The sequence below is a fragment of the Microvirga arabica genome, assembly GCF_016811235.1.
GTDB lineage: Bacteria > Pseudomonadota > Alphaproteobacteria > Rhizobiales > Beijerinckiaceae > Microvirga > Microvirga arabica.
Window position 1 is genome coordinate 150,951 of record NZ_JAFBID010000001.1, and the last position, 19,002, is coordinate 169,952.

General features: G+C 63.9%; 17 protein-coding genes. 7 read left to right on the forward strand and 10 right to left on the reverse strand.

The genetic code is table 11. The features are described 5' to 3' along the window. Positions 1–37: 37 nt before the first annotated feature. Positions 38–1,204: an ABC transporter substrate-binding protein gene (locus JQC81_RS00725; RefSeq protein ID WP_203269798.1), complete on the reverse strand. Its 1,167-nt coding sequence runs from the start codon at positions 1,202–1,204 to the stop codon at positions 38–40. A gap of 349 nt (positions 1,205–1,553) precedes the next feature. Here JQC81_RS00725 and paaG point away from each other — a divergent pair, with 349 nt between their 5' ends. Genes paaG through JQC81_RS00745 form a run of 4 tightly spaced genes read left to right on the forward strand, consistent with a single transcriptional unit; the run spans position 1,554 to position 4,812 of the window. Continuing rightward, positions 1,554–2,345 carry a 2-(1,2-epoxy-1,2-dihydrophenyl)acetyl-CoA isomerase PaaG gene (gene paaG / locus JQC81_RS00730; RefSeq protein WP_203269877.1) on the forward strand — a complete coding sequence of 264 codons (792 nt, stop codon included), beginning with the start codon at positions 1,554–1,556 and terminating at the stop codon, positions 2,343–2,345. After that, positions 2,345–2,821, forward strand: a complete 477-nt coding sequence (gene paaI / locus JQC81_RS00735) for a hydroxyphenylacetyl-CoA thioesterase PaaI (RefSeq protein WP_203269799.1) — start codon at positions 2,345–2,347, stop codon at positions 2,819–2,821. The genes paaG and paaI overlap by 1 nt, the downstream gene beginning before the upstream one ends. 13 nt (positions 2,822–2,834) lie before the next feature. Continuing rightward, positions 2,835–4,169: a phenylacetate--CoA ligase PaaK gene (gene paaK, locus JQC81_RS00740; protein WP_203269800.1), complete on the forward strand. Its 1,335-nt coding sequence runs from the start codon at positions 2,835–2,837 to the stop codon at positions 4,167–4,169. Positions 4,170–4,176: 7 nt separating this feature from the next. Then, the gene (locus JQC81_RS00745) at positions 4,177–4,812 is read left to right on the forward strand and encodes a TetR/AcrR family transcriptional regulator (RefSeq protein WP_203269801.1); all 636 of its coding nucleotides are present in this window, start codon (positions 4,177–4,179) and stop codon (positions 4,810–4,812) included. A 29-nt stretch (positions 4,813–4,841) separates the two neighbouring features. Here JQC81_RS00745 and JQC81_RS00750 read toward each other — a convergent pair whose 3' ends face one another. The 7 genes from JQC81_RS00750 to JQC81_RS00780 form a co-directional block, all read right to left on the reverse strand. Then, positions 4,842–5,645 carry a Phenylacetic acid catabolic protein gene (locus tag JQC81_RS00750; protein WP_203269802.1) on the reverse strand — a complete coding sequence of 268 codons (804 nt, stop codon included), beginning with the start codon at positions 5,643–5,645 and terminating at the stop codon, positions 4,842–4,844. Positions 5,646–5,660: 15 nt separating this feature from the next. Further along, the gene (paaE, locus tag JQC81_RS00755; protein WP_203269803.1) at positions 5,661–6,737 is read right to left on the reverse strand and encodes a 1,2-phenylacetyl-CoA epoxidase subunit PaaE; all 1,077 of its coding nucleotides are present in this window, start codon (positions 6,735–6,737) and stop codon (positions 5,661–5,663) included. A gap of 16 nt (positions 6,738–6,753) precedes the next feature. Next, positions 6,754–7,266, reverse strand: a complete 513-nt coding sequence (gene paaD, locus JQC81_RS00760; RefSeq protein ID WP_203269804.1) for a 1,2-phenylacetyl-CoA epoxidase subunit PaaD — start codon at positions 7,264–7,266, stop codon at positions 6,754–6,756. A gap of 9 nt (positions 7,267–7,275) precedes the next feature. Next, positions 7,276–8,034 carry a 1,2-phenylacetyl-CoA epoxidase subunit PaaC gene (gene paaC / locus JQC81_RS00765; protein WP_203269805.1) on the reverse strand — a complete coding sequence of 253 codons (759 nt, stop codon included), beginning with the start codon at positions 8,032–8,034 and terminating at the stop codon, positions 7,276–7,278. Further along, positions 8,034–8,324 carry a 1,2-phenylacetyl-CoA epoxidase subunit PaaB gene (gene paaB, locus JQC81_RS00770; protein ID WP_203269806.1) on the reverse strand — a complete coding sequence of 97 codons (291 nt, stop codon included), beginning with the start codon at positions 8,322–8,324 and terminating at the stop codon, positions 8,034–8,036. The genes paaC and paaB overlap by 1 nt, the downstream gene beginning before the upstream one ends. A gap of 14 nt (positions 8,325–8,338) precedes the next feature. Then, entirely contained in the window at positions 8,339–9,334 is a 996-nt protein-coding gene (paaA, locus tag JQC81_RS00775; protein ID WP_203269807.1) for a 1,2-phenylacetyl-CoA epoxidase subunit PaaA, read from the reverse strand. A gap of 225 nt (positions 9,335–9,559) precedes the next feature. Further along, on the reverse strand, positions 9,560–10,456 hold the full coding sequence (locus tag JQC81_RS00780) for a PaaX family transcriptional regulator (RefSeq protein ID WP_203269808.1): 897 nt from the start codon (positions 10,454–10,456) through the stop codon (positions 9,560–9,562). A gap of 201 nt (positions 10,457–10,657) precedes the next feature. On the opposite strand from JQC81_RS00780, the gene paaZ reads away from it, so the two are divergent. Both paaZ and JQC81_RS00790 read left to right on the forward strand, forming a co-directional pair. Then, entirely contained in the window at positions 10,658–12,685 is a 2,028-nt protein-coding gene (paaZ, locus tag JQC81_RS00785) for a phenylacetic acid degradation bifunctional protein PaaZ (RefSeq protein WP_203269809.1), read from the forward strand. A gap of 107 nt (positions 12,686–12,792) precedes the next feature. Next, positions 12,793–13,218, forward strand: coding sequence for a PaaI family thioesterase (locus tag JQC81_RS00790; RefSeq protein ID WP_203269810.1), 426 nt, complete (start codon positions 12,793–12,795; stop codon positions 13,216–13,218). A 14-nt stretch (positions 13,219–13,232) separates the two neighbouring features. On the opposite strand, the gene JQC81_RS00795 is transcribed toward JQC81_RS00790, so the two are convergent. Further along, on the reverse strand, positions 13,233–13,688 hold the full coding sequence (locus tag JQC81_RS00795; RefSeq protein ID WP_203269811.1) for an Lrp/AsnC family transcriptional regulator: 456 nt from the start codon (positions 13,686–13,688) through the stop codon (positions 13,233–13,235). A gap of 157 nt (positions 13,689–13,845) precedes the next feature. On the opposite strand from JQC81_RS00795, the gene JQC81_RS00800 reads away from it, so the two are divergent. Continuing rightward, positions 13,846–17,316 carry an indolepyruvate ferredoxin oxidoreductase family protein gene (locus JQC81_RS00800; RefSeq protein WP_203269812.1) on the forward strand — a complete coding sequence of 1,157 codons (3,471 nt, stop codon included), beginning with the start codon at positions 13,846–13,848 and terminating at the stop codon, positions 17,314–17,316. A 1-nt stretch (position 17,317) separates the two neighbouring features. On the opposite strand, the gene JQC81_RS00805 is transcribed toward JQC81_RS00800, so the two are convergent. Then, positions 17,318–18,910, reverse strand: a complete 1,593-nt coding sequence (locus tag JQC81_RS00805) for an ABC-F family ATP-binding cassette domain-containing protein (protein ID WP_203269813.1) — start codon at positions 18,908–18,910, stop codon at positions 17,318–17,320. Positions 18,911–19,002 lie beyond the last annotated feature (92 nt).

A 19,002-nucleotide genomic window follows, 5' to 3' on the forward strand; every position in this document is an offset into this window, starting at 1 on the left:
GATGATCCGCCTCCCGTTCAGTCCATATCACCGAGGATCAGCTGCCCGATGCCACGAGGTTCCAGTCACCGCCCTTGATCTCGAGCATGCGGAAGGCCGAGAGATCGAGACCGAGGTGGTCGGTGGGCGACATATTCACGATGCCGCCGGTTCCGACGAAGCCCTTGGTCTTCTCGATCTCGTCACGGATCTTGCCGGAATCCGTGGAGTTGGCGCGTTTCATGGCCTCGACGAGAATGAAGAGACCATCATAGGCATGCCCGCCGAAGGTGGAAACCGGCTGCTTGGTGGCGGCCTCATAGGCCTGCTTGTACTCCGTGACCACCTTCTTCTGCGGATCGTTGGCCGGCAGCTTGTCGCCGACGAGCAGCGCCGCGGCCGGCAGGCGCACGCCTTCCGCCGCAGCGCCGGCAAGATCGATGAAGCTCTTCGAGGCCACGCCGTGGCTCTGGTAGAACGGAATGGTGTTCATGCCGAGCTGGGCATAGTTGCGGGTCACGATGGCGGGTCCCTGGCCGAAGCCGGGATTCACCACCGCCTGCAGGCCGGCCGTGTTCTTGATCTTGGTGAGCTGAGCGGTCATGTCGCTGTCGCGCGGACTGTAATTCTCGTCCGCCACGATCTCCATGCCGTAATTGGGCGCGACCTTCACGCACTGCGCCCGCATGGAGGCACCGAAGCCGTCGGTTCCGGAGATGAGGCCGATCTTCGTCAGATTGCGCTTCTTCAAATCCTCGAAGATCTTCTCGCAGGCCATCTTGTCGGTATGAGGCGTCTTGAAGACGAACTTGCGCACGGGATCGATCACCTCGATGGCACCCGCAAGCGAGATGAAGGGGATCTCGGCGTCCTCGAACACGGGGATCATGGCCATGGTGGTGCCGGTCGTCGTGCCGCCGACCATGGCGACCACTTCGTCATCCTCGACGAGGCGCGTCGCGAAGGTGCGCGCCTTGTTGGCGTCGCCGCCATCGTCGTAGATCACCAGCTCGAGCTTCTTGCCCGCAACACCGCCGGCCGCGTTGATCTTGTCGACATAGAGTCTGAGCGTCTTGTCCTCAGGCTCACCGAGGAAGGAGGCCGGTCCGGTGACCGACAGAACCGAGCCGATCTTGACCGTGTCCTGCGCATGGGCGCCGTGAGACATAGCGACACTGAACGCACCTGCGGCCAGCATCATCTTGAGCGTCGTTTGTGACTTCATCCGTTTCCTCCTGGTTGTTGTCGTTTATTATTGTTCGTTCTTGCACGGTGAATCGGTCCCCCACGGCCCTTCAGGTCACGGCGGCTCGAACACAGCGGGGTGGGAAAGCAGTAGTGGTGAAGCAGGGATGGATGCTTCGGCGGTCGTGTGTGGTCACAGCCTGCGAGGCTTGGGTGAGCGTATCCCGATGGTCTTCGAAAAATCCCATCTCATGCGGCTCCGTGCGAGCTGTGAATGCTCTCATTGACCCTTTGCGTAACATCAATATAATTGACCGAACGGTTGGTCAATAGTAAACAAGTCGCAAGACCACCCGCTTGCCATCAGCGAAGAATTCGGGAGGGCCATGGTGGAGACTGATCTCATCCTCACGGACAGGCGAGAGGGATACCGCGTCATCACCCTCAACCGGCCCGATCGTCTCAACTCCTTCAACGAGGCGATGCACGCGGCCCTGATGGCGGCGCTTCTCGATGCGGAGGCCGACACGGATTGCCGAGCGCTGATCATCACAGGCGCCGGGCGCGGCTTCTGCGCAGGCCAGGATCTGTCGGACCGGGTCTTCAGCCCGGGGCAGGCTCCCGATCTCTCCTCGACGCTGGAGCGGCTCTACAACCCACTGGTACGCAAGCTGCGCGAATTACAGATGCCAGTGGTCTGCGCCGTCAACGGCGTAGCCGCGGGTGCCGGCGCCAACATTGCGCTCGCCTGCGATATCGTTCTGGCGGCCCGCTCGGCGAAGTTCATCCAGGCGTTCGCGAAGCTCGGCCTCGTCCCCGATTCAGGCGGCACCTGGTTCCTGCCGCGCCTCGTCGGCTCGGCGCGCGCACGCGCTCTCGCTCTGCTTGCCGAGCCGGTTGCGGCCGAACAGGCGGAGGCCTGGGGCATGATCTGGAAGGCGGTCGACGATGCAAGCCTGATGGACGAAGCGCATCGACTCGCGGCGCACTTCGCGACGCAGCCGACCATCGGGCTCGGGCTGATCAAGCAAGCGCTCGACGCTTCGCAGACGAATGATCTCAGTCAGCAGCTCGACTTGGAACGCGATCTGCAGGGCCGGGCCGGCCGCACGCCGGACTATATGGAAGGCGTCATGGCCTTCTTCGAGAAGCGGCAGCCCAAATTCACGGGGAAAGCCTGATGGACGCGCCCTCCTCCGCCATCGCCGCCCACGACATCGCGCAAGCCTGCGCGCAGGCCATGTGGGCCGAGGATCAGGCAAGCCAGGGCCTCGGCATGGTTGTGGAGCGGGTCGCGCCGGGCGAGGCGGTTCTGTCCATGCTGATCCGGCCCGACATGACGAACGGCCACGGCATCTGCCACGGCGGCTTCATCTTCACGCTGGCCGACTCGGCCTTTGCCTTCGCCTGCAACACCTACGACCAGCGCACCGTTGCGCAGCAATGCAATGTCACGTTCCTGCAGCCTGGCCGCCGGGGCGACATGCTCACAGCGCATGCGGTGGAGCGCAATCGCTCGGGCCGCTCCGGCATCTACGACGTGACGGTTCGCAACGGCCAGGGCGAGGTCGTCGCCGAGTTCCGCGGACATTCGCGCACGATTTCCGGCACGCTGCTCGCGTCAGGCGCGGACGAGACGGAACCAACAAGAACATGAATGGGAGGTTTGCTTGAATCAGATTCCGCTCCGCAAGCTGTCCGAACTCAACCCCCAGGCCCCTGACCTCGACCGTCTCGAACGCGCATCCCGTGACGAGCTGGCCGCATGGCAGCGCGAGCGTCTCGCCTGGTCCCTGCGCCATGCTTACCAGAACGTGCCGCACTACCGGGCGAAGTTCGACGCAGTTGGCGTCCATCCGGATGACTTCAAGGAACTGAGCGACCTCGCCAAATTTCCGTTCACGACGAAAGCGGACCTGCGCGACAACTACCCCTTCGGCATGTTCGCCGTTCCCCAGAATCAGGTCGCCCGCGTGCACGGCTCGTCGGGCACCACCGGCAAGCCCACGGTCGTTGGGTACACGAAGCGCGACATCGATACGTGGTCCGACGTGATGGCCCGCTCGATCCGGGCGAGCGGTGCGCGGCCGGGCATGAAGGTGCACGTGGCCTACGGCTACGGTCTCTTCACCGGCGGATTGGGCGCGCATTACGGCGCCGAGCGCCTCGGCTGCATGGTGATCCCCATGTCGGGCGGCATGACCGAGCGCCAGGTGCAGCTCATCCACGACTTCCAGCCCGACGTGATCATGGTCACGCCGTCCTACATGCTGGCGATCCTCGACGAATTCCGCAAGCAGGGTCTCGACCCGTGCCAATCGTCGCTTAAAGTAGGCATCTTCGGCGCGGAACCCTGGACGAACGCCATGCGGGCCGAGATCGAGGAGGCCTTCGACATCCATGCGGTGGACATCTACGGCCTCTCCGAGGTCATGGGGCCGGGGGTTGCCTGCGAGTGCATCGAGACCAAGGACGGCCTGCATATCTGGGAGGATCACTTCTATCCCGAGGTGATCCATCCAGTGACCGGCGAGGTGCTGCCGGACGGCGAGGAAGGCGAGCTCGTCTTCACGTCGCTCACCAAGGAGGCGATGCCGGTCATCCGCTACCGCACCCGCGACCTGACCCGGCTCATGCCCGGCACCGCGCGCACCATGCGGCGCATGGAGAAGGTCACGGGCCGCACCGACGACATGATGATCATCCGGGGCGTGAATGTCTTCCCTACCCAGATCGAGGAAAAGCTCCTGCAGATCCCGAGCCTGTCTGGCCATTACCAGATCGTGCTGACCCGCGAAGGCCGCATGGACCAAATGGAGATCCGGGCCGAGATCCGGCCCGAGGCCGACTACCCGGAAACCCGCAAGGCCGCCTCCGACCGCTTGGGCCAGGCAATCAAGGATACCATCGGCATCACGGCTCAGGTAAACGTCCTCGACCCCGAAGGGATTGAGCGCTCGCTGGGCAAGGCGAAGCGCGTGATCGACCGCAGACCGAAAGAATAGCAAACTCATGGCCCGCACCCGCGCCAGCAATTACGACGACAAGCGCCGGGCGATCCTTGATCGCTCGGCCGAGCTCTTTGCCGAGCATGGCTATGACCGCGCCTCCATGAGCAGGATCGCCGAGGCCTGCGGGGTCTCGAAAGCGAATCTCTATCACTATTACCGGGACAAGGAGGAACTGCTCTTCGACGTGATCCGCTTTCACCTGGAGGAACTGCTCGAGGTGGTGGAAGCCGCCGACCGGCCGGACCTTGCACCCGGCGATCGTCTCAGGACGCTCGTTGCTGCGATCCTTGAAGCCTACCGGGACGCGGATGCCCAACACAGCGTGCAGATCAACGGCCTTCGCCTGCTGCCGTCCGACCGTCAAGCCGAGCTCAAATCCATGGAGCGCGATCTGGTGAAGATCTTCTCCGACGCTGTGGCGGGCGTCGCACCTCAACTCAAGGGAACGAAGCTGCTCAAGCCCGTGACCATGTCGCTCTTCGGCATGATCAACTGGCACTATCTCTGGTTCAAGAGCAACGGCCAGGTGACACGGGCGGACTACGCGGAGCTTGTCTCGCAGCTGATCGTGGACGGAACCCGCAATCTCCAGGCCGAATCCGCAGCGGCGCCACGACGTGCCACGGCCGCGGAATAGCCAACGGTCAAATCTGCGCGGGATTGAGATTACTGTAAGGAGACCTGCTCGTCGATATCATGCGGCGCATCGCCGGGAGCAAGAAGACCGAACCGCGAGAGAAGCGGGCGGACGATACCCTGCCATTGGGCGAGAAGTTCCTCCCTACCTTTCTGGCGCAATCCGTATTTCCTATGCTGCGTGAAATGATCCGACATGCTGCTGCCGAACGTATCAGCAACCCGCGGATACCAGTAGTTCACCGAGGCTTGAGCATCCGTCTTGTCGTGACCCCTCTCCAGTTCCGCCTGCAGCCCGTGCTCACCGAGTTCCGCATGTTGCCTCTCGACAGGAAGGATAACCGTGAGGACATCGGCAAGAGGCTGGTAGGAGCCGCGGCTGAGCTCATCGAGCTGCACCACGGTCGCCTGTTCCATCAGGCAGTTCATGACCACCGCATCAACCCAGCCGTTGATCGGATAGTGAAACACGTTGAGGCGCATGTCTCCGTCCATGCGCCGAGTGCCAAGATTGACGCTGCGATCGAGGCGCGAGGCCCAGGGATGAGCCCCCACATACTGATCCATGTTGGCCCCGAACTGCTCCATCAATTGGAGAACCTGCCGGGCATGATCGAATTTCTGCAGGACGATGTGCGTGGCCGTGATCCGCTCTCTGAGGCCAGGCGCCAGATTGATGCAATCCGCAAAGCCTGAGGCGCCGGCCATCTCGGAGTCGACGAAGATCGACATCAGGCGCATGAGCTCCGCGCGATAACGGGGCGTCACGTTATCCGGTGCGCTCAGGCGGCCGCCGCCGGCCACAAAACTGACAAGGCCTTCTTCATCGACCATGGCGCACCTCGTCGGTCACTTGTCGAAATCGACCAGGATCCTGTCGCTTACCGGGTAGCTCTGGCAGGTGAGAATGTAGCCCCGGGCAATCTCGTAATCCTCCAGGGCGAAGTTGGCATCCATGTCGACCTCGCCCTCGACCAGCATCGCCCGGCAGGTGGAACAGACACCGCCCTTGCAGGCGTAAGGCAGCTCGAGCCCTTCCTGAGTGGCCGCATCGAGCACCGATGCGGTGCCCTTCTCGAAAGACAGGGTGCGGGCGCGTCCGTCGATGACGATGGTGGCCTCGCAGAGATCCTTGTGGTTCCTGGCCTGCTCCTCTTCGAGTTTGCGCGGGCGGCGGCTTGGTGTGGATGTGGCGAAGAGCTCGAACTTGATCTTGCGCTTGTCGAGGCCGTGTTCCTCAAGGCTTTTCGCGACCCCCAGCATCATGTCCTGCGGCCCGCAGATGAAGGCGGTGTCGATGGTGGACGCGTCAACCCAGTGCTCAAGGAGCTGGTCGCACTTCTCCTTGGTCAGGCGGCCGTTGAACAGGTCGATGTCCTGCTGCTCGCGACTGAGGATATGGATGAGGCTGAAGCGCTCGAGATGCTCGTTCTTGAGATCTTCCAGCTCCTCCCGGAACATGATGGAGCTCGATGCGCGGTTGCCGTAGAAGAGGGTGAAGAAGGACTGCGGCTCCGCCAGAAGCGTCGTCTTGACGATGCTCAAAAGCGGCGTGATTCCGCTGCCCGCCGCAAAGCCCACGAAGTGCCTTTTCTGCGTGTGATCGAGGGGCACGAAGAAGTTGCCCATCGGCGGCATGGCTTCGATCACATGGCCGGGAGCCAGCTGCTCCCTCACCCAATTCGAGAACACGCCGCCGGCAATCTTCTTGATGCCGACGCGGAGCCTGCCCTCCATGGGCGCGGCGCAGATGGAATAGGACCGCCTGACCTCGTCGCCGTCGATATTCGTGCGCAGTGTCAGGTATTGCCCTGGCGAGAAGCTGAATGCCTCCTTGTGCTCATCCGGCACGTCCAGCGTGAGGATGATGGCATCGCGTGTCTCGCGCCTGACATCGGCTACTGTGACGGGGTAGAACTTTGTCATGGAGCGTCCGCTCGTTTCAAATGCACTTGAAATAGTCGAAAGGCTCGAGGCAATCGTCGCATCGGTACTGCGCCTTGCAGGGCGTCGAGCCGAACTCGCTCACGCGCGTCGTGTTCTCGGATTTGCAGCGCGGGCAGGCGATTACCAGCGGCTTGCGCAGCAGGCGGTCGAAGACCGACGGACCACCCGCACTCTCGGCCGGCGGCGCGATGCCGTAGGCTTCGAGCTTGCGCCTTCCTTCAGCACTGATCCAGTCCGTCGTCCAAGGCGGCGACAGCCTGCGTTCGACGCGCAGGCGATCAACGCCCTTCGCCCGCAGCGCTGACTCGATGTCGAGCGCAATGACGCTCGTGGCAGGGCAGCCTGAATAGGTGGGCGTGATCGCCACGACGAGGTCGTCGCCCGACCATTGCACATCGCGGACGACGCCGAGATCCACGACGGAGACGACAGGCACTTCCGGATCGGAAACCTCTTCCAGCCAAGTTCTGATCTGCTCCAGATCCGGCCGCGTCAGGCTGCTCGTCATCGCCGCCCCCTACCACACTGCGTTCGGATAGGCCCGCTGCAGGAACTGAAGATCCGCGAGGATGTAGCCGAGATGCTCCGAATGCATGCCCCGCTTGCCGCCCCGCTGCGCCCATCCGGGTTGAGGCAGGGTCAGTGTGGCCTCATCAGTTGTGGCCCGCATCAGGCCGAGCCATGGCTCGTGAAGCGACGAGAGATCGGCGCCGATGCCCTCGCGCATCATGGCCTGTTCCACTTCGTCGGATTCGAACATCTCGCCCGTGTACATCCAGAGATCGTCAATGGCCGCCTGCATGCGGCGATGGCTCTCTTCCGTGCCGTCGCCGAGGCGCAGGATCCAGTCGCGGCTGCGCTCCAGGTGATAGGTCACCTCTTTCAGACCCTTCGCGGCAATTTCGCCGATGCGCCCGTCCTTCGAGCCCGTGAGCTCCCGCAGCAGCAGGTAGTGCCAGGCATCGAAATAGAACTGGCGCGCCATGGTGGCGGCGAAGTCGCCGTTCGGCTGCTCGACGAGCAGGAGATTGCGAAAGTCGCGGGCGTCGCGCAGATAGGCGAGCTTGTCGGCATCGCGCCCCTTGCCTTCGACCTCGCCGGCGAGGTTTAGCCAGAGCTGCGTCTGTCCAATGAGATCGAGGGCGACGTTGGACAGCGCCAGGTCCTCTTCCAATGCGGGCGAATGCCCGCACCATTCCGACAGACGATGCCCGAGGATCAGCGCGTTGTCGCCGAGCCGCAGCAGGTACTCGAAGAGCGCATCCTGCCCGCTCATCACATGTGCCCCAGCTCTTCCGGGATTTCGTAGAAGGTCGGGTGCCGATAGACCTTGCTGTTGGCCGGATCGAACAGCGGACCCTTTTCGCCAGGGGAGCTCGCCGCAATGTCGGATGCGCGCACCACCCAGATGCTCACGCCCTCATTGCGGCGCGTATAGACATCGCGCGCATTCTTGATCGCCATCTCGGCGTCAGGCGCATGCAGGCTGCCCACATGCCGGTGGGCGAGCCCGTGCTGGCTGCGGATGAACACCTCCCAGAGAGGCCATTCCTTCTTGTCGGTCATCGTTCCTCTCCCGCTCACGCCGCCTTGGCCTTGGCGCGGGCCGCTTTCTTCGCCGCATAGGCGTCGGCCGCTTCGCGCACCCAGCGGCCCTCTTCATAGGCCTTGACCCGCGTGCGCAGCCGATCCCGGTTGCAGGGGCCGTTGCCGGCGATCACCTGATAAAATTCGTCCCAACTGATCGCGCCGAAATCGTAGTGCCCGCGTTCGGCATTCCACTTGAGATCGGGATCGGGAACGGTCAGTCCGAGATACTCGGCCTGCGGCACCGTCTGGTCGACGAATTTCTGGCGCAGCTCGTCATTCGAGTTGATCTTGATCTTCCAGCGCATGGACTGGGCGCTATGCACCGACTCCGCATCGGACGGGCCAAACATCATCAGGGACGGCCACCACCAGCGGTTCAACGCATCCTGGGCCATCTGCTTCTGCTCGGGCGTGCCGCGCGCGAGCTTGGTCATGATGTCGTAGCCCTGGCGCTGGTGGAAGCTCTCCTCCTTGCAGATGCGGATCATGGCGCGCGAATAAGGACCGTAGGAGCAGCGCTGCAGCGGCACCTGGTTCATGATCGCGGCCCCGTCCACCAGCCAGCCGATGGCGCCGATGTCGGCCCAGGTGAGCGTCGGGTAATTGAAGATACTCGAATACTTGGCCTTGCCGCTGTTGAGCTGCCCCATGAGCTCGTCTCGGCTCACGCCGAGCGTCTCGGCCGCGCAGTAGAGATAGAGGCCATGGCCCGCCTCGTCCTGCACCTTGGCGAGCAGAATGGCCTTGCGCTCGAGCGTCGGCGCGCGGGTGATCCAGTTGCCCTCGGGCTGCATGCCGATGATTTCGGAATGGGCATGCTGGGAGATCTGCCGGATCAGCGTCTTGCGATAGGCCTCCGGCATCCATTCCTTGGGCTCGATCTTGATGTCCTGATCGACGCGGTCCTGGAAGGCTCGCTCCTCGGGAGACATCTCTTCCTTGGACTGGACATGATCGACGCCCGTCTTCACCATCTGTGCGTACACGGCGCTTCTCCCTCGCCTTCGTTCGTTCCCCCCTCCCGAGCCACCTCCTAAAAAGGACCAAGCAGCTTCAAAAGATCGGAGGCATCGCCCATCCAGGCGCATAGTCAACGCTGTTCCGGTCGTCGGCGCTCCAAAGCAAAGCGAATTGCCTCGTCAGCGTCTCACGAGCTTTCCTTAATATGTCACAAAAAATGCGTTTTTCAAGATTTTCTTGTAATCTATTTCTCAGACCGCCTTCAGCTTGGCCGAGACCGGAATCGACTGGAACCGCTCCGCGAAGCCCCTGCCGGCCTCCGGCAGCGGCCCCTTGTCGTCCTGGGCATGGGTGTCGATCCATTGCTCGGAGGCCGGTAGCAGGGTCTTGTAGATCGTCCCGCAGAGTTCACGGGCGCGGGCTCCCGCCCATGGCTTCGGAAGGAGCTGCGCCGGCAGCAGGGGATCCTTCAGGACAGCGCGGCGGTAATCGTGGATCAGCAGGATCCTGACCAGGAGGGCATCCAGATCTGTGAACCCGGCCCCTCGCTCAAGCGCCGAGAGCATACCCGAATAGGTGTCGATGAAGCGCTGATACCGGCTCTCGATTTCCGCAAGCGGCCAAGCCCGTTCCACGAGCCGCCGGGCCGTGGGCAGATCGGCCGGTACAGCTGAAAGCCGCAGAAAGGCGGCGGCTTCTCCAGCCGATGCGGAAGCGGCAATCATAAGGTCCGTTCCAAGGACCCCATACCCGGCCTCCGACAACTCGGCCTTGAGGGCGGTCCGGTCCTGGGCGTTTTCAAGCAGCAGGAGGTCGAAGGCGCCCCGCCAATCCTGGGGCAGGTCGGCATAGATCCGCTGCGTCGCCTGGGCAAAAGCCTCCCGCCCCCGGGGAGCGAGCCGGTAATAGCTGTTGCGCCCCAACTTCCACCGCTCGAACCATCCGTCCGACACGAGGCGGGACAAAGCCGTTCGCACGAGCGTGTCGCTGATCCGGAACGCGCGCATGACCTCGTGAAGCGAGGCCAGCGACAGCACCCCGCCCCGAGGCACGACCGCGTCCCCGAAGACGGTCACGATCAGGGAGCCTGCTCTGATCGGGGTCCGCTCATGGAACCTGTCCAGGAGGGCTTCCACAAACCCGGCCATTCAAACCCACTCCACTTGCTCGTCAAATATGACGCTTCGCCTCTCGGCCGCAGCTCTCACCTATCGATTCTTTTCCTCGATTGTCGAGATATAGCCCGCCCTGACCTTGGCAAAATTCCTTGACTAACCGACCGGTCGGTCAATAATGCTGCAGGATCCGGCGCTGCCAATGCAGCCCCCATTCATCATCCAAGGTGCCCCATGAGACTTGAAAGCTTCGTTCGCGGAAGTTGGATGTCCCCCGGCCAGGAACTCGCCGAGATTCGCAGTGCGGTGACCAGTGACGTGGTCGCCGAGGTCGCCAGCGGTGGCCTCGATATGGGTGAGGTGCTGGCTTATGCCCGGCAGGTCGGCGGCCCCAATCTGCGGCGGCTGACCTTCCATCAGCGTGCAGAGCTTCTGAAAGCTCTTGCCATCTATCTGTCAGAGCGCAAGGAGCAGCTCTACAAGATTTCCTACCAGACCGGCACCACGCGGTCCGACAATTTCATCGACGTGGACGGCGGCATCGGCACCCTGCTCGTCTATGCCTCCAAGGGCCGCCGCGAACTGCCCAACACTACCTTCCTCATCGATGGCGCCGTGGAGCCTTTGTCGAAGGGCGGCAGCTTCGTCGGACAGCACGTGATGGCGCCGATGCACGGCGTTGCGGTCCACATCAATGCCTTCAACTTCCCCTGCTGGGGAATGCTTGAGAAGCTCGCTCCGGCTATCCTGGCCGGCGTGCCGGTGGTCACGAAACCGGCGACGATCACATCCTACGTAGCGCATGCCCTGGTGCGCATGATCGCGGTGTCCCGCATTCTTCCCGAAGGCGCGCTTCAGTGCATCATCGGCTCCACGGGCGATCTGTTCGATCACCTCACCTGCCAGGATGTGGTCTCCTTCACTGGCTCCGCCGACACGGCTCAGAAGCTGCAGCGGCATCCCGTGATTGCCAGAGAATCCGTTCGCTTCATTGCGGAGCGTGACTCGCTCAACGCCGCGATCCTTGCGCCCGATGCCGTACCCGGCACCCCGGAATTCGACCTTTTCATCAAGGAGGTCGCGAAGGAGATGACCGTCAAAGCGGGACAGAAATGCACCGCAATCCGCCGTGCCATTGCGCCCAACACCCATGTTCCTGCGGTCATCGAGGCATTGCGCGAGCGGCTCTCCAGGGTCACGGTCGGCAACCCCGAGCTTGAGAATGTCCGCATGGGTCCTGTCGTCGGTCTCAGTCAACGTCGAGACGTGCTGGCGCAGGTGGCGAAGCTGCGGAGCGAGGCCGACATCGTCGTCGGCGATCCGGAGAACTTCGCGGTCGAGGGCGCGGATCGCGAGCGTGGCGCCTTCATCCCGCCGCTTCTGCTGCACTGCCCGGATCCGATCCGCGCCACCAACGTGCACAGCGTCGAGGCCTTCGGCCCGGTCTGCACCGTGATGGGCTATGACGGGCTCGATCAGGGCATCGCTCTCGCCAATCGCGGCGACGGCAGCCTTGTCGCCTCCGTCTATACGTACGATCCCGCAGTGGCATCCGATCTCGTCTTCGGCGTCGGCGCTTTCCACGGCCGCCTCGTGCTGATCGACCGCGACTGCGCCAAGGAGCAGACCGGCCACGGCTCGCCGATGCCGCATATGGTCCATGGCGGGCCGGGACGCGCCGGCGGCGGCGAGGAGCTCGGCGGCATGCGCGGCGTCCACCACTACATGCAGCGCACGGCCCTGCAAGGCTCGCCCGCCATGCTGTCGCGCGTCACGCAGAGCTGGATCAAAGGCGCCCCGATGGTTCAGGAGGGTCGGCATCCATTCCGCTACCACTTCGAGGATTTGGCTATCGGACAGACCTTCATCTCGAAGGAGCGCACGATCACCCTGGAGGACATCGAGCACTTCGCAGAATTCACCGGCGACACCTTCTACGCGCACATGAGCGAGGAGGCCACGAAGGACCATCCGTTCTTCCCCGGCCGTGTCGCCCATGGCTATCTGCTGCTGTCCTTCGCAGCCGGCCTGTTCGTGGACCCGGATCTCGGGCCGGTTCTCGCCAATTACGGTCTCGACTCCTTGCGTTTCCTCAAGCCCGTTCAGCCAGGCGAGACCATCAAGGTTCGCCTCACGGCGAAATCCAAGTCGCCGCGCAACGAGCAGTATGGCGAGGTGCGCTGGGACGTTGAGATCACCACCGACAAAGACGAGACGGTCGCGACCTACGACCTTCTCACCATGAACGCGGTGCGTCCCTGATGGAAGAATATTGGCAACGCATGCCAGTTGCTTTGAGATAAGACTGGTACCCGCCGCTTCGTCACGGCTGGCAGCGGATATCAGAAGAAGAATGATTGGGGGAATCAATGTCTGCGTTCGACGAAGCCACCGCCGAGAGAATGCTCACCGATGTCTTTGCGCCCTGGATCCAGGCACTCGAGTTGTCCATCGAGAGCCTCAGCCCCGAGGGCGCGGTTCTGCGGATGCCGTTCTCGGAGAGGCTGTGTCGCGACAACGGCGTGATCTGCGGGCAGGCGCTCATGAGTTTGGCCGACACCGCCATGGTGTTTGCCGTCTCCTCCGCCGGAAGGGCGTACCGGCCCATGACCACGGTGGACCAGACCATGCATTTCCTCCGCCCTGCTGCGAGCGCCGATGTGCTGGCGGACGCGAAGGTCGTTCGGCTCGGGCGCACCATGGCCTTCGGCAGCGTGACGCTCACGACCGTGGGCGACAGCCGCACCGTCGCCATCGCGCAGCTCGCCTATGCCCTGCTGCCCGATACCAAATAAACCAAGCCCATCGTTCAGAACGGCAGCGCCACGCTGGTCTTGATCTCCTTCAGGATCACGTTGGTGCGCACATAGCGGATGCCGGGCAGGCGGAACATGAACTCGTCGAGAAACGCGTTGTAGGCCTTCATGTCGCGCACCACGACCCGAAGGTGATAATCGGCATCGCCCGTAGTGGCGAAGCATTCCAGCACTTCGGCCCGCTCCGTCACACGTGCGACGAACTCGTCGACGAATGTTGCGTCGTGCCGCTCCAGGGACACGTGCAGGATCGCCGAAGTGGTGAAGCCTGCCTTCTCCCGGTCTACCAGCGCCGAGTACCCGGTGATTACCCCGGTCTCTTCCAGCGCTCGAACGCGCCGCCAGCAGGCGGAGGTGGACATGCCCACATCCTCGGCCAGTTGCTGGTTGGTGGTGCGCCCTTCCTTCTGCAGCTGCACCAGAATGTGCTCGTCCTGCTTCTCCAGCATGGCGCCCTCCCGTTGGTCACTTTTACCAGATACAACGCCAACAGTTCGAATATCTACCACAAAGAAGCTATTCTAAGGGATAAAGAGAAAGCACCTACCAGCCGTTCGGGACTACCATAGTTAGCCAGAACAGGGCTTTCTCCTTGAGGTCAGGCTGATGACAGGCGTTCCGTCCCTCGACGATTACCGGCTCTCCGACCGCTATGCCCGCGAGACCGGCCGGGTGTTCCTCACCGGCACGCAGGCGATCATCCGGATCGTGCTCGATCAGGCCAGACGCGACCGGCTGGCTGGCCTCAACACGGCAGGTTTCGTCTCGGGCTATCGCGGCTCGCCGCTCGGCGGCGTGGATCTCGAATTCTGGCGCGTGAAGGAGCAGCTGAAGGAACACCGGATCGAGTTCCTGCCCGCCGTCAATGAGGATCTCGCGGCCACCGCCGTGCTGGGCTCGCAGCAGGTGGAGACGGACCCCAACCGGCAGGTCGAGGGCGTGTTCGGCCTCTGGTACGGCAAGGGCCCGGGCGTCGACCGCTCGGGCGATGCCTTGAAGCACGGCAACGCCTACGGCTCCTCGCCCCATGGCGGCGTGCTGGTGGTGGCGGGCGACGACCATGGCTGCGTGTCCTCGTCGATGCCGCACCAATCCGACGTGGCCTTCATGAGCTGGTTCATGCCGACGCTCCATCCCGCGAGCGTCGCCGAATATCTCGAGTTCGGCGAATACGGCTATGCGCTGAGCCGCTTCTCCGGCATGTGGGTCGGGTTCAAGGCCGTGTCCGAGATCGTGGAGTCCGGCACCTCGGTCGAGCTTCTCCCGCCGCGCCGGTTCATCACGCCCGACTTGACACCGCCGCCCGGTGGCCTGCACTACCGCTGGCCGGATCTGCCGGGGCCGCAGATCGAGGAGCGCATGGAGGCGAAGAAGCACGCGGTCTATGCCTTCGCCAAGGCCAACCCCATCGACCGGCGCATCTACGACATTCGCGATGCCTCCTACGGCATCGTCACGGCCGGCAAGGCCCATCTCGACCTGATGGAGGCGCTTCGCCTCATCGGCCTCGACGAGGCCGCCTGCCGCCAGCACGGCATCGACATCTACAAGGTCGGCATGGTGTGGCCGCTGCCGCTGCACGACGCCATGGAGTTCGTGAAAGGCAAGCGCGAGATCCTCGTGGTCGAGGAAAAGCGCGGCATCATCGAGAGCCAGTTCAAAGAATATTTTTACGACTATCCGGGCTCCAAGCCCGAGCGCATGGTCGGCAAGCACGACGAGTTAGGCCAGCGCCTCATTCCCTGGACCGGCGAGCTCACGCCGCGCTTCCTCGCCGGCGTTCTGGCCAAGCGCCTAGATCCCATCTTTCCCGATCTTGACCTCGCGCAGCGCGTCGCCGCCCTGTCGCCTGACGCGGAGCGCGTGATCGCGGTGCCGGGCGCGACGCGCACGCCTTACTTTTGCTCCGGCTGCCCGCACAACACCTCGACCAAGGTGCCGGAAGGCTCGAAGGCGCTCGCGGGAATCGGCTGCCACTTCATGGCGAGCTGGATGGACCGGGAGACCTCGTCGCTGATCCAGATGGGTGGCGAGGGCGTCAACTGGGCGGCCTCGTCGAAGTTCACCGGCCAGGGCCATATCTTCCAGAATCTGGGCGAAGGCACCTATTATCATTCGGGCTCCATGGCGATCCGGCAGGCTATGGCGGCAGGCGCCAACATCACCTATAAGATCCTGTTCAACGACGCGGTCGCCATGACCGGCGGCCAGCCGGTGGACGGGCCGGTGAGCGTCTACGCCATCGCCCACAGCGTGCGGGCGGAAGGCGTGCAGCGCATCGCGCTCGTATCGGACGATCCCGACAAGTTCGTGCCGGCCGATCTGCCGAAAGGCGTGACGATCCATCACCGCGATGAGCTCGATGCCGTGCAGCGGGAGCTGCGCGATGTTTCCGGCGTCACGGTGCTGATCTACGAGCAGACCTGCGCAACGGAAAAGCGCCGCCGCCGCAAGCGCGGCCAGATGGAGGATCCGAAGCGCTTCGCCTATATCAACGATCTGGTCTGCGAAGGCTGCGGCGACTGCTCGGTGGCGTCCAACTGTCTCAGCGTGGAGCCAAAGGAGACGCCGTTCGGCCGCAAGCGCAAGATCAGTCTCTCCACCTGCAACAAGGACTTCTCCTGCCTCGACGGCTTCTGCCCGAGCTTCGTCACGGTGGAGGGCGCCACGCGCAAGGCGAAGACCACGTCGGGCTTCGATGCGGCGGCACGGGCCGCGTCCTTGCCCTCGCCTGTTCCTCCCGCGCTCGACAAGCCGTTCGACCTGCTCGTCACCGGCGTCGGCGGCACGGGCGTCGTGACCATCGGGGCGCTCATCAGCATGGCGGCGCATCTCGAAGGCCGCGGCGTCTCGGTGCTCGACTTCACGGGCTTTGCCCAAAAATTCGGGCCGGTGCTGAGCTATCTGCGCATCGCCAACCATCCCGGCGCGCTGAACCAGGTGCGCATCGACCAGGGCGCGGCGGATGCGCTGATCGGCTGCGATGTCGTGGTCAGCTCCTCACCCAAGGCCTCCGGCACCTATCGGCATGGCACGCGGGCCGTGATGAACACGGCCGAGATGCCCACCGGCGACGTGGTGCGCTTCCGCGATGCGGATCTCGCCAGCCGCACGCGCCTGCGCGCCATCGAGCGCGTCATCGGGGCTGACAACATGGCGACGGTCAATGCCAATGCGCTCGCCGAGACGCTGCTCGGCGACACGGTTTTCGCCAACGTGATGATGCTGGGCTTCGCCTGGCAGCAGGGGCTCGTGCCGGTCTCTTTTGAGGCCCTTTCACGCGCCATCGAGCTCAACGGCGTCGCGGTCGAGCGCAACCGGCAGGCCTTCGCCTGGGGCCGCCTGCTCAGCGCCGATCCGGCCGTCGTGCACGAGGTGGCGAACGACAAGCCGGAGGAGCCCGAGAGGCTCGATCAGGTGATCGCGCGGCGGGTCGCTTTTCTTACCGCCTATCAGGACGCGCTCTATGCCGGCCGCTACGAGATGATGGTGTCGCGGGTCCGCAAGGCTGAAGCCGCGCTCGGGTCCGATGCGCTCACCGACGCGGTGGCGCGCTCGCTGTTCAAGCTCATGGCTTACAAGGACGAGTACGAGGTGGCGCGCCTGCACATGGAGACTGGCTTCCTCGGTAAGCTGCAGCAGGAATTCGACGGCGACTTCACGGTGAAGTACCACATGGCGCCGCCGCTCCTGTCCTCGAAGCGCGATGCGCGGGGCCGCCCGAAGAAGCGCGCCTTCGGCCAATGGATCCAGACGCCTATGCGCGTGCTGGCCCGGATGAAGATCGTTCGTGGCACGCCCTTCGACATCTTCGGTTACACGGCCGAGCGGCGCACGGAACGGGCGCTGATCGGCTGGTACGAGGCCCAGATCGAGCGTATTCTCGAAAGACTTGACGGGCAGCGCTTCGCCGACCTCCTGTCCATCGCGAAGGCTCCGATGGACATCCGCGGCTACGGCCCCGTGAAGGAAACAGCCATCCACAATGTACAGGCGGAGGTGGAGCGCTTATGGTCGCGTATGGCGGAGCAGCCGGAGGTGATCGACACGCGGAAGCGCGAAGCCGCTCACGCGTGAATCACCCCTGCAGGCTTGCGAGATCGAGCCGGCGCGTGATGCCGACGGCTTCCAGGAAAGCTTCGTCGTGGCTGACGATGAGCAGCGCGCCGTCAAAGGCCTGCAAGCCCGCCTCGACAGCCTCAATGGAATCGATGTCGAGATGGTTCGTCGGCTCGTCCAGGATCAGCAGCGCGGGCGGCTGCAATCCACCCAACACGCAGGCGAGCCCCGCCCGCAGCACTTGTCCGCCGCTCAAGGTGGAGACGAGCTGCAAGGCGGCGTCGGCTCGAAACATGAAGCGGGCGAGCGCCGCCCGGCAGGCATTCTCGTCCGCCGTCGGATTGATGCGCCGGAAATTGTCACGGATCGACGTTTTGGGGTCGAGCAGGCTCACCCGCTGATCGAACAGGGCGAAGTCGGTGAAGACCCGCACGCTCCCGCTCAAAGGCTGCAAGCCTCCGGTGACGAGCGCGAGCAGCGTCGTCTTTCCTGAGCCGTTCGGCCCCACGACGGCGACACGCTCCGGCCCTACGATGGAGAAGGAGAGATCGCGCAGGATCGGCCGCTCCGGCGCGTAGCCGGCGCTGGCAGTGTCGACCGTGAGAACCGTCTTCCCGGCCGGCAGGTGCGTCGGCGGCAGAACCACGGAGAACGGCTGCAGGATCTCAATGCGCTCACGCGCCGAGGCCGCAGCATCGAGAGCCTGTACGCGCCGCCGCTCGGCCAGGCGCGCGTTCTCGCCGCCTGTATCCTCGCTCCGGTCCTTCATCGCATTCATGAGGATGCGCGGCATGTCGCCCTTGGCCCGTTTTCTGTGACCGGCCCCGTCCTTGCGGGCCTTTCGCTCGGCGACTGCCTGCGTTTTCCGGTCGATCTCGGCGACACGCTTCTCCGCATCGGCGAGATCGTGCCGGGCCGCCGCGAGTTCCAGCGCCTTGCGCTCGCGGTAACAGCTCCAGTTGCCGCCATAGCGCGTTGCGCCAAGCGAGGTCAGCTCCACGATGGCATCCATGGTGTCGAGCAGCTCGCGGTCATGGCTGACGACGACGGCGCCGCCACGCCATCGGCCGAGAAGATCGATCACTGCCGCACGCCCTTCCCGGTCGAGATTGTTGGTGGGTTCGTCCAGAAGCAGGAAGTCGGGCTCGGCGAAGACAAGCGTGGCGAGGCCTGCCCGGGTGGCCTGGCCACCCGACAAGGTTGCGAGAGACGTGTCCGGCCGCGCATCCAGCCCCACCTGAGAGAGGGCGGATACCATGCGCGCCTCCAGGGTCCAGTCCGCATCCGCGAGCTGCCCGGCCGTGGCCTTGCCGCTTTCGGCGCGGCGCAGGAGCGCGAGCGCTTCTGTGGCGCCGAACAGGCTGGCGATGGTCTGGGCCGGGCTGGTCTGAACCGACTGGCGCAGGATCCCGAAACTGCCATTGACGGTGAGGCTGCCGGAGCTTGGACGCACCTCGCCGCCGATCAGCCGGAGGAGCGTGGTCTTGCCGACGCCGTTGCGGCCGACGAGGCCCGCCCGTTCAGGGCCAAAGCTCAGGTCGAGATCGGAAAGGAGGACGCGGCCGTCAGGCGTGGCCCAGGAGAGGCGAGAAAGCGTAATCGAAGCAGGCATGGCGATGGATGGTCCCGGTGGCAAGGCGAAGCGGCGTTGCTGTCGGGTGGAAATCCATGTTGGCGCGCATCCTTATTGATGGGACGCCTGCC